The following is a 15,529-nucleotide window of genomic DNA, read 5'->3' as shown; positions in this document are numbered from 1 at the left end:
ATTCATCGATTTTCTACACACTTATGTTGTCCCTAAAAATATGCTAAATCCCTTATTTAAAAGAAAATTTCTATTCCTATTACATAAAAAAGCAAAACAAAAGACCTTATATTTCTATAAGGTCTTCGAAACAGAAAGTTGATTATAACATAAGGAACTCCTTGGTTCAAAAAGATCCTTCCAAAAATAACCGAGAGTAAAGGCTTCCATTTGCTACATAACAGTAATTAAAAAAAATTATATTTTGCATAAAAAACTATACTAAATATCATTTATGAAAGAAATTCGGCTTCAAAATTTCATTCGGATACGGTTTATGATAAATATGAGTGGTAGCTGGTGACAGCGGTGGAATAAGCCACACCCAATTTCCTGTTACAACCCGTCCACATGCTGCTTCTTGCTTCTCAAATTGTTGAAATTGTTGTGCAGCTGTATGGTGATCCACAATGCTAACTCCTTGCTTTTTGAAAGAATGTAAAACAGCTATATTTAACTCAATTAACGCTTTGTCTTTCCACAACGTACTATTTCTGGAAGTATCTAAATTCATCATCTCTGCAACCGCTGGAAGCAAATTATAACGGTCATGATCCGCTAAATTACGAGCACCAATTTCAGTCCCCATATACCACCCATTAAATGGGGCTGCTGTATAAGAAATACCGCCAATCTCTAAACGCATATCTGAAATCATTGGTACCCCATACCATTTTACTTCTAGTGATGAAATTGGATATTCTGGATGTTCAATTGGTACCTCTTTCACTTCTTTTTTAGGAATTTCTTTATATACAGGCTCTTTTCCATCAACAGAAAATACAAGCGGTAATACGTCAAAGTTTGTGCCTTCTCCTTGCCACCCAAGACCTTGGCATAAATCAGTAAATGCGACAGAGTGGGAGTCACCGATTACTCCCATTTCCGTTTTGTATCCTGCATATCGAATTAATTGATGATTATAAAGTCGTATATTATCCTCTTCACCTTGATATTGCTTAAAAATCGTAATTGTCGGTTTAACTTTCCCATCATTCGTCGCGTATTTAATATGATGAATTAATGCATTATATACACCTTCTTCATCATTTACTTCACGCGCATCTAATATGTGCATCTTACTCCAAAACAATCTCCCAATGCATCTATTACTATTACGCCATGCCATCCGTGATCCATGAACAAGCTCTTCAAATGTATGCTCATACGTTCCCGTCTTTTCTATCTCTATTAAAATTTCTTCCATACGCTCTTTTATTAATTGCTCTTTATTAAGTTCCTTATAGCAAATAGTAATAAAATTACTTGCTTCCTCTATTAATTGTTTCGTTTTACTCATAAACAATCTCCTTCTATCTCAACAAGACACTACTACTTTACAGTATAAGCAAAAAGGATAAGAGTCACAAACGAAAGTGGAAGTGTTACTTTTATTGTAATATTTTTCAGAAAATTAGAGAACTTACTATTGACTTACATGAAGAATAGGTGTAATTTTTACTCAGGTAAAGTTTTTTTACCTAGACCAACTTTTTTAAAAAGAAAGGAGGTAATTTTATGTCTTCATTTCAATTACCAAAGCTTTCATATGACTATGATGAACTCGAGCCATCTATCGCTCTCCATTCATTACGGAAAGCACCATGCGACATATGTAAACAATTTAAATGCTACTTTAGAAAATTATATTGAATTACATAATACATCTTTAGAAGAGTTACTATGTAATTTAGATGATTTACCAAAAGAAATTGTTACAGCTGTAAGAAATAACGGTGGTGGACATTATTGTCATAGTCTTTTTTGGGAAGTGATGAGCCCACGAGGTGGCGGCGAGCCTAATGGAGACGTTGCAAAAGTAATTGATTATTATTTCGATACCTTTGACAACTTAAAAGACCGACTGTCCAAAGCGGCCATTAGTCGTTTTGGAAGTGGATATGGATGGCTTGTTCTCGATGGTGAAGAACTCGCTGTTATGAGTACACCAAATCAAGATACACCTTTGCAAGAAGGAAAAATTCCATTACTCGTCATCGATGTATGGGAACATGCCTATTATTTAAAGTATCAAAATCGGCGCCCTGAGTTTGTTACCAACTGGTGGCATACGATAAACTGGGACCGAGTAAACGAAAAATATTTACAAGCAATTCAATCACAAAAACATTAGTCGTGCGTATAAGGTAAATTTGGTAATGTAAAATCAGTATTGTCGAAATCCTCCAGAATCCCCCGGATTGCCACCGGGGGATTTATGATTACTTCATTGTACTTATGTAATGTTGTAAAACATTTTTTATTTCTAGTTCCAACTCTCGGAACAAAAATCCTAATTCACGAGCCTTTCCGTTATGTAACGTACAGTTAGTTACTTCATTATAAGGAGCTATATTGTCTCCTGCTTCTTGAATGAGCGCTTTTATCCCCGTTTTCTCTTCTATGAAATGAATAATTTCTTCCGTGGAAACTACCCCGTTACTACAGGCATTAATTGGCCCTTCTATGCTTTCCATCCCGCACCAAGCTAAAAACTGCCCTGCTTCTTTTTCATGTATAAACGACAACTCTCCATCTACATGATCCACAACGATAGGCTCTTGCTTCACAATATGTTCAACGTAAAATTGTAACCTTTTCGTATAATCGTTTTCTCCAATAACAACTGGAAAACGCACTGCAACGGCTGGGAATGTTGCATGTTGAAATAAAACCGCTTCGGCTAATCGCTTGCCTTCACTATAATTAAAATCATTCCTATCCCCATACGTAATCGCATACTCGTACGGATTAAAGTTCTCTTCTGTCAAGTCTAGCGCAGGCTCATAGACAGCCATTGAAGATGTCATAATATACTTCTTCGTTTTTCCTTTCAACACTTCACACACTATCTTCGCTGCATTCGAGCTGTAACATAAATTATCGTATACAACATCATAGCTTTTACCTTCCAAACGCTCTTCCAGTAACTTTTCGTCTTCTCTATCTACTACAATTCTTTTTACTGTATCCCCAAAGGAATCTTCGGTAATTCCCCGCGTAGCAATTGTTATATCATGCCCAGCTTGTAAAAGTGCTTCTACTAAATGTTTACCGAAAAACCTTGTTCCCCCTAGCACCAATACTTTTTTCACCTTCATCATCCCCATTTTATAAATTGTAAAATACTACCTCTATTATAAACGCTAAAATAGAAAAAACATGGAATCAGTTTAACGATTCCATGTTTTTTCTACATACGATACATTAACGTACTCGGTATTTAAAGATACAATAACAGAAATATAAAATAGAAATTACTGATACATAAACCCATAGTTCATATACGAATCCCTCTCCCCACACTCCCATAAAATAAAAGAGTGACGGCAACGTCAATGTTACCCATGATTGTACGAAAGCAATTCTTCCAAGATATTGATTGATATTCTTTTTTTGTGTATTTAATACAAAGAATAAATACCAAAGTAATGCCCACATAAACCATGTTAACGCATTAACAACATCATGGAATTGAACAAACGAAACAACCATATAGAATAACGCAATAATCGCTACCCATATACAAAACCATCCTAGGCCGCTACTATCCATACCCTTAATAAAAGTAACCCCTACGTACAAATACGTTAAACCAAATAAAAAAGTAGCTGCATATGAATATACCGTCCAATTACTTTGATCAGAGATCATAATTAAATAAAACGGAATGATAATTTGTAATGCCCCCACAAATAAATTAAAAACACCTGCACTCTTCATCTCTGCTTTGCCTAGTATGACAAGGCTATTTAAAAATAAGGCTGCACCTGAAAGTAATAATCCCACATAACCCATATATACTCGTGTGAAAATCTTATGTTTTCACACTGTAACCTCCCCACCATATAAAAAATCATATTTTTTATTATCTTTCTTCTTACTTAAAACTACATACATAGTTTTTCATGTTAAAAGTCAGACTTCCTACCTTAAAAAATGAAATGAAACTACCTTTAATAACTGCTATACAGCAATATTATTTCTTGTTTAATCTCAGTCAACTTTTCAGTATTTGAAAGTAACAGCATTCCCCTAACATCGCGAATTAAAAACGCTTTCAAAAAGAAATAATCCTATCAAAAAGTTAATAGGATTACTTGATTATAAACGCACTCTAACAACAAGACAAGACCTGGGATGATTTTTAAATTATTCTCTTTTATTTCCATGAGAATTAATAGAATGATTCATTTATACTAGTTCATTCTGCTAATCCTTTACATAGAATATTTTAAATTCATATTAATTTCTTTAGAAAGGTAAGATGTATATGTTTCATCATGGAATTCCTCGATATGTAGTTCGTTCAACTGGCGTTTTAACGAAAGAATCTAATACTATTTCTGCTGTAGTTAACATTGTGAACTTGGATAAATATTATCCCCATCACATAACTATAGAAGTATGGGATTGGTCTACTTATTCTACTCCAATAAAGCTTCCCGTACTAGTCGGAGAAAATGTAGAAGCAAGCTTCCCCTACTCTCTCGACAGTAATAATCTTGCCGTTTTTTACGCCGATTTAGATGACACTGTAGATCTATATGAAATTCGAATTTCATATAACGATCACCCCAACATTATTGCAAATTGCTTTGGACGAAGCTTACCACCATATTCAAGCCAAGAAGGTAACACAGTGTACCATAAACAGCTCGTTCGAATTCATTAAGTCCATTATTATGTAATAGGAGCTGGTCAGTAATACATTCATCTTTATAAGATAATTGTATTACTGACCTAGGCTGTCATAGTCAATCTTGATAGTTTCTCATTCCTAATAATTGCTATTTATCATAAATATCATTCGGATTAATTGTAGGAATAAATCCATTTATAGAACTATATTTTTTAGATACGTTATTTGGAGTAACGGTAAACGTTACAATTTTATTACTTTGTTGTCTAAAATAGCGCATCCAATTTTGACTCCATTCATCTTTCGCAATAACTTGTTTATTGAAGTCTTCCCACAATACACCATGTATAAAATTCAAGGATGTATTTTTGATTGTGTCAAATCCCCAATTCTGTATAAGAAGCAAGTTGGAATCAACACTTTTAATTTCTTTTAATAAATTTACATATGCTTCTCGAAATTTCCCTTGTGTAGACGGCTGATCATAAAAATAGTCATCAATATCACCAGCTGTATCTAAAAACACCCCATCTATTCCTTTTCCAATAACTTGCTGTTTCACCTTATTCACAACAATCCCACGGTAATGTTCATCAGCTAAATTCATAATATATGTATCCCACTGCCCAATCTTCATTTTCTTACCGTCTCTATAATAATAGTCTGATTCGACCACTTGCGATTTATGCCACGATTCTAATTCTAAAACACTAACATACCCAAGGACTACCGTTCCTGATTTTTTTAATTGCTGAACCTGCTCTTTCGTAAATGCATATGGCTCTATAATAACCATGTCATACTTTGAAAGTCTCTCAATTACTTGCTCATTTGCTTCACCATAATAAATTTTATAACTTCGTACATTTTTTAAAACTGGTTCCACAACATTTGCTTGTGCGGATGTACTTGAGGAAAAAATAAAAGAAAATATAGCTAAAAAGCATATAGAACGTTTCCACTCCATAATAATATTACCCCCTATACAACTGTAATTTTCTATTGTTTTAACTTTTAACACCTTTAAATGCTAATACAAATATAGTAATGCCATAACATTCTACATTTTTTTAAACTCGATATTCTTATAAAAATCCCAATAAATGCAATACATTAACAGAAATTAGAATTTATTTCACTTGAATTTACTACATCCCTGTTGATAAAATAGTTTGGGCTTTATATATTATCTATCTTAAAATAATTCTTTTAAATTATGTATTTTATTTCAGTGTACTATTCCTCAAAATTAAATTTGCAAACGAAAGAAGGGATTTTTTTATGCACTATAGACAATCTAATTTATTACAAAAAATGATTGAACCTACGATTCTCTTTATTGCTCTATTTTTTCTCTCAATACTAACTGATTTTCTTACACCAACGTATGAATACTTCTTACTCTTATTTATTACATTAATTATTTCTAGCCGGTATGGCATATCTATTGCCCTTTTCGCCTTTCTGGAAGCAATGATTTATATTTTTGTAAGCGGTATATGTAAAGGAAATGATATATTGCTGTACTTTTATTCATTAGATTACTGGATAAGTTGGATTTTCTTACTTGTTATTAGTTTATGTTGTGGACTAATGAGTACTGCCCAAAAAGAACGTTATGAAGATGTACATATGATAAATAATGAGCTAAAAGCTGAAAATAAAGAATTAAAATATGTTGTGAGACAATTGGATGAAACACGTATTACACTACGTTCTCGTGTACTTGAATCAAATAACCACTTATCTAAAATGTATCATATGTTTAAAGCTTTAAATCATACACATCCTGAAATTGTACTCGATGAAGGAATGAATGTACTAAAAATGTATTTTGGGGCAAAAAAAATTGGTATCTATCACGTCGATAACAATAAACAGTCGCTTCGCATTAAATTAAGAGCAGAAACTGGTAAAAATACATTATCTCAATCCATTTTTGTTAAAAACGCTTCGTTAGTCATCAAAAATGCGCTAGCGCATAATCGACCTTTTTTCCGTACAGATGAGGATTCTCAAGATGCTCCACTTTTAGTTGGTCCCGTCCTATTCCAAGATGATGTACAATACGTCATTATATTAGACGAAATCGAGTTTTCAAAAGTAACTTCTGAGCAATTCGAACTTTTCACATGGTATTTACGCTGGATGGGTGATCGTTTACAAAACGCTTCTAATCTTTGGCTATCAAGTCAAGAGGATCGCACATTCCCCAAAACAAGCATTTATTATGAAGATGAATTTGAACATTTACTAAAAATAGAAAAGAAACGGTACGAAACATTATCTTATCCATATTCCTATTTTGAGTTCAATGCTCCACAAGATTCTTTAGAAATGATAAATTCTATTTTAAAAGATCATTTACGTGATATTGATATATTCGGTTACAATACGACCGCGCAAAAAATTATGATTTTATTACCCGGCACTGAAGAAAAGTATTTATTACAAGTTCAAACTCGTATACAAAACGCTCTTTCTTCTAAAGGAGTGATATTCTAATGATTTTGCTCCTTCTCTATTTTATTTACGCTATTTTAGTTTTTCTTTTATTCCGATTTACAAAAGGTTTAATTGCTGAAGATAAAAAAGGGATTATTGAATTTTGCTTAATTATCTCGCTTCTTTTCCCGCTTATCGGACTTATTGTATCAGTAATCATGTTATTACTTAATATAAGACGATCAAAAACCGAGTGGTTACAGCAATACTCTGATTATGTTGCCTTTCACGTTGATAATTACGAAGATATTTTAGAATCAGCAAAACAAGATATGGACTTAATTTCATTTTCTTCTGGATTAGAACTAGATAAGCCTGAATTACATAAACAGCTCATTGTACAGTTAAGCTCCTCCTCTATTTCTAATGAAGGAGGCTTATTGAAAGAAGCCATTAACCATAAAGATCCTGAAACTGTACATTACGCAGCAACTACTATTAATTTACTAAATGAACGGTACGAAAAACAGATTGAATACTTAAATAAGCAATTTCTACAAAATCAACAAAATGGAATTGCAAAAGAGTTGGTTTCTAACTATTTAAGATATATAGACAGTGGTCTTCTTTCTAATCAGCAAAAAGAAAAAATAATCACTGAATTTATGAATTTTATTACACAAAGTGTAGAACTATTCCCTAACGAACCTCTTTACCCTTTCCACCTTGGAAATCTGTTTCTACACACAAAACAATATGCAAAGTCTGAAGAACAATTTTTAAATCTTATTCATTTCTATCCGGAATCATATTACGGTTACGTTGGGTTACTTGAACTATATTATGAGCAAAAGTTATGGGACAAGCTCTATGACTTAATCAATAATCTAGCAGCTGCAAAAAGGGTTCATATACTACCGCGTAAATATCAATTATTTGTAAGGCAGTTTGGAGGCGCACACATTGAAAAAGGGGATTAATATATATATCGGGATTATTAGTATCATTTTATTTCTCTTAATTATATCCATCCTTATATATCGAACAGAAAATTTTTATCAAAAATTTTCTGTTCCTAAAAAAGAAACAGATACTGTTAAAACACTCAAAGCGAAAGATGTAGCTCAAAATGGACAGAAAATGCAATTATACGTTTTAAAAACGGATAATACATTAGGGCAACAAGTCGAATTTAATACAAAGAAGGCAATGGATTACGCACACCTACACTATAAAGATATTACAGCTAATGAAATTAAGGGACTTACTCCCTCTCCCTATACAGGGATTATTATTACAGGTGAAATAATGGAGCAACTTCCACAAGCCGATATTCAAAATTTTGTACAAATGGGCGGAAGGATTATTATCGCAAACCGACTTGATTCAGATCCTTCCTGGAACACATTATTTGGTATTACAAAAAAAGAAGGTTTCAAAGATGCGAAAGGATTAACCTTTGAAGAAGTTTTATTCCCTGGTTATCCAGATCTCTCAAGTTCTTCTCCATTGTTTACTCATAGCTCAATGAATATTACGCTAGATGAGAATACAACTAATACTTGGATTACAGCGGAAGATACTCCCATCCTTTGGACCAATGACTACGGTGAAGGAAAAGTCCTATATTGGAATACAACAGCATTGAACGATAAATTAGGTAGAGGTATGTTCGTTCAATCACTGGGTACTATTTTCCCGACTTTCGCTACGGCACAACTTGGAGCGGAGATTATGTATATCGATGACTTCCCATCCCCGATTCCACAGGGAGAACTAAAAAACTTAACAACAGAAAAAATTTCTGTTGAAGAATTTTATAAAAAACATTGGTGGAAAAATATGAAGGATATCTCTGAAGAGCTTGATATTAAATATACGGGTGTTGCAATTGGGACATACCAAAATAAAGTAACGCCACCTTTTGAAGATTTCACAGGTAAAAATAGAAATACCTATTTATTATTTGGAAGAGAATTATTAAGTCACGGTGGAGAAATCGGTATTCATGGCTATAACCATCAACCTTTATTATTACCACCAGACCCAGTAGATAAAGTACTTGAATATGTTCCTTGGAGTTCAAAAGAGGATATGGAGAGCTCCTTAGATGCTCTACAAAAACTCGTGTATAACTTCTTTCCAAACGAAAAACTAAAAACCTATGTACCACCATCCAATATTATAAATACAACTGGATTAAGTGCATTAAACGACGCGGTTCCAACTATGGAAACAGTTGCTTCTCTATATGTGGGAAGTAAAAGTAACGGCAGTTTAATTCAAGAATTTGGACCAGATGAATATAACAAAAACATTTATCACTTCCCGCGTATTACGAGTGGCTATGCTATCACAGATGAAGAGCAATTTATCTTAACTGATGTTACCGCAAATTTAGGGGTTATCTCACATTTCGTCCATCCAGATGATATCCTTGATGAAAAACGCTCAGGTGACTTAACATGGGAAGAATTATTTAAAGCTTATAAAACGACAATTAAAGAAATACGAGAAAAATATCCTTATATAAAAAGTATGAATCAAAGTGAAGCAACTGCTTCTATGAAAATTTATCAAACTGGTGACCTAGATGTTTCTTATGAAGATGATGCTGTTCACATTGCATATAAAGGGTTGCCAAATCATACTTCAACAATTATACGTGTAGAAGAAGGTAAGAAGATACAACCTGGCTCATTCTCTTACGGTACGGTTAAAAAGCTTGATTCCCAAATTTATAGCGTTACGTTAACGAAAGCCAGTGCTACGATCCCAATTAAAGGAGAATAACAGATGAGAATAGGTTTGGTCGTCGAAGGCAGCTACCCCTTTGTAAGTGGAGGGGTAGCAAGCTGGGTTCAAATGATTATCCAGCAGTTTAAAGAACATGAATTTACGATTTTTGCGATAGTCCCTCAAGTAAAAACAGAAGATGAATATCAATATGAAATTCCAAGCAACGTAAAAGATATCATTATGATTCCTTTGCAATCAGAAAATGAATCAAAACATATAAAAACTAATTTAACTGAACAAGAAGTACAGACACTTCAAAAATGGTTTACATTTCAAGCCAACGATACAACAGCATTACAAATATTAGGGGATAAACAAAAGCTAGGAACACTCCATTCCTTCTTCGAAAGTCGTGAGTTTTATGAAATTGTTAAAGAAAGCTATTTATATGAAGAAAGTAGTGGTTCCTTCTTAAATTATTTTTGGATGTGGAGATCTATGTTCACACCAATCATTCAAATTTTACAAATTGATTTTCCTGAATTAGATCTTATTCATTCTGTATCGACAGGTTATGGTGGACTGCTTGGTGCTGCAATTAGCGCCAAGTCTGATATACCATTTATTCTAACTGAACACGGTATTTATTCTCGGGAGCGTGAAGAAGAAATACTACAGTCTACTTGGATACCAATTGAATACAAAAAAAGATGGGTTTCTTTCTTTCATCACTTGTCTCATCAAGCATATGAACAAGCAGCTGATGTAATTACGTTGTTCGGCCGAAATAGTGCATATCAAAAAGAATTAGGTGCCCCGGCTCATAAACTAAAAATCGTTCCAAATGGCGTTACTTTATCTGACTATAAAGGGTTACGTAAACCAAAGTATAATTCGGATAAACTCATCATTTCCGCTATTATACGAGTTGTGCCAATTAAAGATGTAAAAACAATGATTTATGCAGCTAAATTATTATTTGAAAAAAATATTCCATTTATATTTTACTTACTAGGTCCTGATACAGAAGAAGCAGAATATGCTCAGGAATGTCGTGATTTAATTCAACAATTAGGATTAGAAGAGCATGTAATAATGACCGGCAAAGTAAATATTAAAGATTACTTAAAACAAACAGATATTCTCGTATTAACAAGTATATCTGAAGGGCAACCATTAGCTATGTTAGAAGGAATGGCGGCAGGATTACCATGGGTTGTTACAGATGTCGGTTCTTGTAGGGAGTTAATTTACGGGCAAGACGAAGATCCTTACGGGCAATGCGGATTTGTTGTACCACCTGTATCTCCTGAGCAAGTTGCCATTCATTTAGAGTGGTATTATCGTCACCCTGAATCCATTCAACAATTTGGGGATAATGGGCGCAATCGTATTGAAGCGCACTACCAATTATCAGGTGTCGTTGATAGTTATCGTAAGCTCTACTTAGAAAGAGGTAAAAAAATATGGCAGGAATAGGATTTCGTTTACAAAAATTATTCCAAGAAGACTACTATTCTTCAAGAATAAAAGCGTACGGATTTTCATTATTTGTTACAGCTGGTCCGTGGTTAGTCGTTATTTTAGCAGTAACAGCTATTCGATACATTTTAAGTTTGTTCCATTCTATTTCAATTGAGGAACAGCGCCTTTTCACAATTTCAATTTCATACTGCTTTATTTTTTCTCAAATTATATACGGTGCCTTGCAGCTCATCGTAACTAGATATGTGGCTGACCTTTTATACGAGCAAAAAGCTGATAAAGTATTTTCTTCCTTTTTAGGAATGACTAAAATCACACTTTTCTTAGCTATTATCTTATGGCTTTTGTTTGCAATTTTTACACCATTAGCCTTGTATTATAAAATCGTGATGCTATTTTTATTTTTAGCTTTAAATATCATTTGGATTCAATCCATTTATTTAACAGCAGCTAAAGATTATCAGTCAATCGCTCTTGCATTTTTAATCGGTTCAATTTTTTCTCTATGTGGAATTGCACTTATCGCTTACTTTAATCCAACACTTGGATTAGAGCACGGATTTGCCCTATTGCTTTTAATTTCTTTTACAATCGGGACTTTCATTACATTAGTTTGGTTAAGTATCGTTATTGTACGAATGTTTCCAAATAGTGATGCTACTGAACAATTTACCTTTCTTTCTTATTTAGATAAATATCCAGAACTATTTTGGTCAAGCTTATTTTACAATATTGGCATTTGGGTATGTAACTTTGTTATTTGGTTCGGAGAAGGGCGAGGAAATATTGAAAACACGTTTATTTATCATCAAATATATGATACCTCTGTTTTCTGGGCTTATTTAAGTATTATCCCAACTTATATTTTCTTCGTAGTATCCATTGAAACAAGATTTTATGAACGGTATAAGAAGTTCTTCGGTTCAGTTAACAATGGGGCAACATTAAATACAATTTTACAATTAAAAGAATCAATGAACTTTGTCCTAAAACAAGAAATGGAACGAATACTTCGTAATCAAGGTATTTTTTCTTTACTTATTATTTTTATAATATGGATGTTTAGTTCACAATCTGGGAATGTAGCACTTGAATACTCTATTTTGCAGCTGACTATAATTGGTGCTTATGCAAACGGTATGGTTCTTGTTATTACGTTACTACTCTTATATTTTGAAGATCGTAAAGGGGCATTTCGAACATCGGCTCTGTTCTTTTTTGCAAACCTGTTATTAAGTCTTCTTCTACTACCATTTGGATTCGATGGTTACGGTATTAGTTTTGCACTCGGATCTTCTATTACATTCTTATATGCCATTTCTAGACTCTTTACTTATATTAAAGATATTGACTACTATACATTTTGTCAGTCAAACACTTCTATGAAACAGCGAACTTTCTTTACTAGAGTGGCCAATAAACTTAATGGAAAATAAACAGAAAAAAAATGACCTCTTGCTTATGCAAAGGTCATTTTTTCTGTTTATTAAACTTCTAGATAGCCATTTTTGTTATTTGATTGCCATCTCCAAGAGTCTGCACACATCTCTTCTAATCCGCGTAGTGCTTCCCATCCTAATTCACGCTTCGCTTTTGATGCATCTGCAAAACATACTGCAACATCACCAGGACGACGTTCCGTAATTTTATAAGGAACTTCCTTGCCTGAAACCTTTTCAAATGCTTCAACCATTTCTAATACACTATAACCAGTACCTGTACCGAGATTGTATGCATCTATCCCAGTAGTGCCAAGTACCTTTTCAAGCGCCTTCACGTGGCCATTTGCTAAGTCTACAACATGAATATAATCACGGATACCCGTGCCATCTTTTGTTGGATAGTCATTTCCAAATACACTTAATTCCTTTAACTTCCCTACCGCTACTTGTGTTACATATGGCATTAAGTTATTTGGAATTCCATTTGGATCTTCTCCAATACGCCCACTTTCATGCGCACCAAATGGATTGAAGTAACGAAGTAATGCAATACTCCATCCTGCATCCGCAAATGCTACATCACGCATAATTTGCTCAATCATTAATTTTGTTTGACCATATGGATTTGTTGCACTTAATGGAAACTCCTCCGTAATTGGTGATGTTTCTGGGATACCATACACTGTTGCAGACGAACTGAAGATCATCTTCTTCACATCATGCTTCTGCATCACTTCACATAGCACTAATGTGCTTGTAATGTTGTTATGATAATACGTTAACGGAATTGCTACTGATTCTCCTACGGCCTTAAAGCCTGCAAAATGAATAACAGCTTCAATTGTATTTTCTTCAAAAATCGTATCCAGTGCTTCGCGATTTAAAATATCTTCTTTATAAAACTTAAACTGTTTTCCTGTTATCTCTGTCACTCGATTTATAGACTCTACCGAGCTGTTCGAAAGATTATCTACTACTATAATTTCGTAACCGTTATTTAGTAATTCCACGCATGTATGACTACCAATATATCCTGCTCCACCTGTTACAAGTATTGCCATAATTATAGTCCTCCATATTTCATTCATTATAAACTTCTCAAAGTATATCACATATTTCTTATCCCATGTTTATTATGCGAACACAAAAACTTACATTTTATCCCACACTTATTTTATACAATACACGATTCCAATCAGATAATAAAAAAACGCCACATAACAGACATCGCGTGGCGTTTTTTGATCAAATTACGTAACAATATACACTTAGAAAATGCGCAAGACTACCTAACAATACAAAAACATGAAAAATTTCATGGTGTCCCATATATTTAAACTCCAACCATTTTGGCTTCGCACCATAAATAAACCCACCAATCGTATAAAAAATACCTCCAAGTACTAGGAAAAGAATACCTCCTGTACTTAAATTATCAGCTAGCGGTGCAAAGAATAGAACAATTAACCAACCCATCAGAAGGTAAATTGCTGTCGATAACCATCTTGGACAATTAAACCAAAGCATTTTAAAAACAATACCACAAATCGCAGTTCCATAAACTAAACAAAATAATAGCAAACCATTCGCCGAATTTAATGTAATTAAGCAAAAGGGTGCATATGTACCTGCAATTAATATAAAAATCATAGAATGATCTAGCTTCCTAAAGAAATAAATAACACGTTCACTGGCTACAACACTATGATACACAGCTGATGCCATATAAAGGACCATCATCCCCATACCAAATAAAATAACAGCTGTAATTGCAGCAAAAGATGGCATCTTAACAGAAACCTTCACAATCATAGCTAATAATGCAATAAATGATAATACAGCTCCTCCTAAGTGAGTAAATGCATTAACCGGTTCTCTTACATAAGCATTCATATAAACACCCCTCATATAATTACATGTAGTTTTAATAACTACTTGTAATTATATATATATTATTCATACGGGTCAACATTTACATTTCATTTGTTTCGTAATACCATATTTAAAGATATACTAAACATTAAGTTCCACTAAGTTATAAAAGTGAGGGGTTCTACGTGGAAAATATAAATAAATTACTTGAATCATTACATTTAGAAAAAAATATTAAACTTGAGGATATCCCAAATGTCGACTTATATGTAGACCAAGTTGTCCAACTATTTGAGAATACTTATGCGGATACAACGAGAACTGATGATGAAAAAGTATTAACAAAAACAATGATTAACAATTACGCAAAAGGGAAACTATTCATCCCTATCAAAAATAAAAAGTATTCAAAAGAACATATGATTTTAATCAGCTTAATTTATCAATTAAAAGGAGCACTCTCCATTAATGATATAAAAAGCTCCTTAGAAAATATAAATGCACCGTTAATAAACGATGATACATTCGAATTAAATACTCTATATAAAGATTATCTTTCCCTTACTGAAACCAATGTGGAAAACTTTAAGCAAGACGTAAATAAGCGTGTTACGGAAGTAAATAAGGTTTCTTCCTTAGAAGATCCAACACTAGAAAAGTTTTTATTACTAACATCCTTCGTGACTATGAGTAATATGTATAGACGTTTAGCAGAAAAATTAGTTGATGATCTCAAAGAATCTTAAACAAAAAACATCACTCTTCGTAGTAGTAGTAGTTTAGTTTTAGTTTTATTTAGTTCGTTCTACTGTACTTAACTTACGTTTACCGTTTTACCTTTACGTTTACGTTGTTTTCGTTTACT

General features: G+C 33.3%; 13 protein-coding genes and 1 pseudogene. 8 read left to right on the top strand and 6 right to left on the bottom strand.

The window, feature by feature from the left end:
* Positions 1 to 268 precede the first annotated feature (268 nt).
* On the bottom strand, positions 269 to 1,339 hold the full coding sequence (locus CDB3_RS23340) for a nitric oxide synthase oxygenase (protein WP_128856134.1): 1,071 nt from the start codon (positions 1,337 to 1,339) through the stop codon (positions 269 to 271).
* 218 nt (positions 1,340 to 1,557) lie between these two features.
* On the opposite strand from CDB3_RS23340, the pseudogene sodA reads away from it, so the two are divergent.
* Positions 1,558 to 2,173: pseudogene (gene sodA, locus CDB3_RS23330) on the top strand (superoxide dismutase [Mn]).
* A gap of 88 nt (positions 2,174 to 2,261) precedes the next feature.
* Here the strand turns inward: sodA and CDB3_RS23325 are convergent.
* Both CDB3_RS23325 and CDB3_RS23320 read right to left on the bottom strand, forming a co-directional pair.
* On the bottom strand, positions 2,262 to 3,149 hold the full coding sequence (locus tag CDB3_RS23325; protein WP_179139750.1) for an NAD-dependent epimerase/dehydratase family protein: 888 nt from the start codon (positions 3,147 to 3,149) through the stop codon (positions 2,262 to 2,264).
* A gap of 97 nt (positions 3,150 to 3,246) precedes the next feature.
* The gene (locus CDB3_RS23320) at positions 3,247 to 3,837 is read right to left on the bottom strand and encodes an AmiS/UreI family transporter (protein ID WP_000542567.1); all 591 of its coding nucleotides are present in this window, start codon (positions 3,835 to 3,837) and stop codon (positions 3,247 to 3,249) included.
* A 475-nt stretch (positions 3,838 to 4,312) separates the two neighbouring features.
* Between CDB3_RS23320 and CDB3_RS23315 the strand changes: the two genes are divergently transcribed.
* A complete protein-coding gene (locus tag CDB3_RS23315) occupies positions 4,313 to 4,714 on the top strand; it encodes a hypothetical protein (RefSeq protein WP_097831375.1) in 402 nt (133 codons plus the stop codon).
* 115 nt (positions 4,715 to 4,829) lie between these two features.
* Here CDB3_RS23315 and CDB3_RS23310 read toward each other — a convergent pair whose 3' ends face one another.
* Positions 4,830 to 5,648: an endo alpha-1,4 polygalactosaminidase gene (locus CDB3_RS23310; protein ID WP_128856132.1), complete on the bottom strand. Its 819-nt coding sequence runs from the start codon at positions 5,646 to 5,648 to the stop codon at positions 4,830 to 4,832.
* Positions 5,649 to 5,962: 314 nt separating this feature from the next.
* Between CDB3_RS23310 and CDB3_RS23305 the strand changes: the two genes are divergently transcribed.
* Genes CDB3_RS23305 through pelG form a run of 5 tightly spaced genes read left to right on the top strand, consistent with a single transcriptional unit; the run spans position 5,963 to position 12,786 of the window.
* Positions 5,963 to 7,186 carry a GAF domain-containing protein gene (locus CDB3_RS23305; RefSeq protein ID WP_128856131.1) on the top strand — a complete coding sequence of 408 codons (1,224 nt, stop codon included), beginning with the start codon at positions 5,963 to 5,965 and terminating at the stop codon, positions 7,184 to 7,186.
* Complete coding sequence (locus CDB3_RS23300) at positions 7,186 to 8,106, top strand: tetratricopeptide repeat protein (protein WP_128856130.1); 921 nt, start codon at positions 7,186 to 7,188, stop codon at positions 8,104 to 8,106. Before CDB3_RS23305 ends, CDB3_RS23300 begins: the two co-directional genes overlap by 1 nt.
* Positions 8,090 to 9,919: a DUF2194 domain-containing protein gene (locus CDB3_RS23295; RefSeq protein WP_128856129.1), complete on the top strand. Its 1,830-nt coding sequence runs from the start codon at positions 8,090 to 8,092 to the stop codon at positions 9,917 to 9,919. The genes CDB3_RS23300 and CDB3_RS23295 overlap by 17 nt, the downstream gene beginning before the upstream one ends.
* A gap of 3 nt (positions 9,920 to 9,922) precedes the next feature.
* On the top strand, positions 9,923 to 11,344 hold the full coding sequence (gene pelF, locus CDB3_RS23290; protein WP_128856128.1) for a GT4 family glycosyltransferase PelF: 1,422 nt from the start codon (positions 9,923 to 9,925) through the stop codon (positions 11,342 to 11,344).
* The gene (gene pelG / locus CDB3_RS23285; protein WP_128856127.1) at positions 11,332 to 12,786 is read left to right on the top strand and encodes an exopolysaccharide Pel transporter PelG; all 1,455 of its coding nucleotides are present in this window, start codon (positions 11,332 to 11,334) and stop codon (positions 12,784 to 12,786) included. The genes pelF and pelG overlap by 13 nt, the downstream gene beginning before the upstream one ends.
* A gap of 50 nt (positions 12,787 to 12,836) precedes the next feature.
* Here the strand turns inward: pelG and galE are convergent, their stop codons facing one another.
* Both galE and trhA read right to left on the bottom strand, forming a co-directional pair.
* A complete protein-coding gene (galE, locus tag CDB3_RS23280) occupies positions 12,837 to 13,853 on the bottom strand; it encodes a UDP-glucose 4-epimerase GalE (RefSeq protein WP_128856126.1) in 1,017 nt (338 codons plus the stop codon).
* Between the two features lie 184 nt (positions 13,854 to 14,037).
* Positions 14,038 to 14,685: a PAQR family membrane homeostasis protein TrhA gene (gene trhA / locus CDB3_RS23275; RefSeq protein WP_128856125.1), complete on the bottom strand. Its 648-nt coding sequence runs from the start codon at positions 14,683 to 14,685 to the stop codon at positions 14,038 to 14,040.
* 164 nt (positions 14,686 to 14,849) lie between these two features.
* Between trhA and CDB3_RS23270 the strand changes: the two genes are divergently transcribed.
* On the top strand, positions 14,850 to 15,410 hold the full coding sequence (locus CDB3_RS23270; protein ID WP_128856124.1) for a DUF1836 domain-containing protein: 561 nt from the start codon (positions 14,850 to 14,852) through the stop codon (positions 15,408 to 15,410).
* The last annotated feature ends 119 nt before the right edge of the window (positions 15,411 to 15,529 follow it).

It is taken from the genome of Bacillus sp. CDB3, assembly GCF_002081505.1.
GTDB classification, from domain to species: domain Bacteria; phylum Bacillota; class Bacilli; order Bacillales; family Bacillaceae_G; genus Bacillus_A; species Bacillus_A cereus_AT.
This window is presented reverse-complemented; position numbering and strand designations above follow the sequence as displayed.

Excerpts from the sequence above, each read along its gene's own strand:
- trhA (WP_128856125.1), bottom strand. The coding sequence starts at position 14,685 with ATGAATGCTTATGTAAGAGAACCGGTTAATGCATTTACTCACTTAGGA.
- galE (WP_128856126.1), bottom strand. The coding sequence starts at position 13,853 with ATGGCAATACTTGTAACAGGTGGAGCAGGATATATTGGTAGTCATACA.
- pelF (WP_128856128.1), top strand. The coding sequence starts at position 9,923 with ATGAGAATAGGTTTGGTCGTCGAAGGCAGCTACCCCTTTGTAAGTGGA.
- CDB3_RS23340 (WP_128856134.1), bottom strand. The coding sequence starts at position 1,339 with ATGAGTAAAACGAAACAATTAATAGAGGAAGCAAGTAATTTTATTACT.
- CDB3_RS23315 (WP_097831375.1), top strand. The coding sequence starts at position 4,313 with ATGTTTCATCATGGAATTCCTCGATATGTAGTTCGTTCAACTGGCGTT.
- pelG (WP_128856127.1), top strand. The coding sequence starts at position 11,332 with ATGGCAGGAATAGGATTTCGTTTACAAAAATTATTCCAAGAAGACTAC.
- CDB3_RS23310 (WP_128856132.1), bottom strand. The coding sequence starts at position 5,648 with ATGGAGTGGAAACGTTCTATATGCTTTTTAGCTATATTTTCTTTTATT.
- CDB3_RS23320 (WP_000542567.1), bottom strand. The coding sequence starts at position 3,837 with ATGGGTTATGTGGGATTATTACTTTCAGGTGCAGCCTTATTTTTAAAT.
- CDB3_RS23305 (WP_128856131.1), top strand. The coding sequence starts at position 5,963 with ATGCACTATAGACAATCTAATTTATTACAAAAAATGATTGAACCTACG.
- CDB3_RS23325 (WP_179139750.1), bottom strand. The coding sequence starts at position 3,149 with ATGGGGATGATGAAGGTGAAAAAAGTATTGGTGCTAGGGGGAACAAGG.
- CDB3_RS23300 (WP_128856130.1), top strand. The coding sequence starts at position 7,186 with ATGATTTTGCTCCTTCTCTATTTTATTTACGCTATTTTAGTTTTTCTT.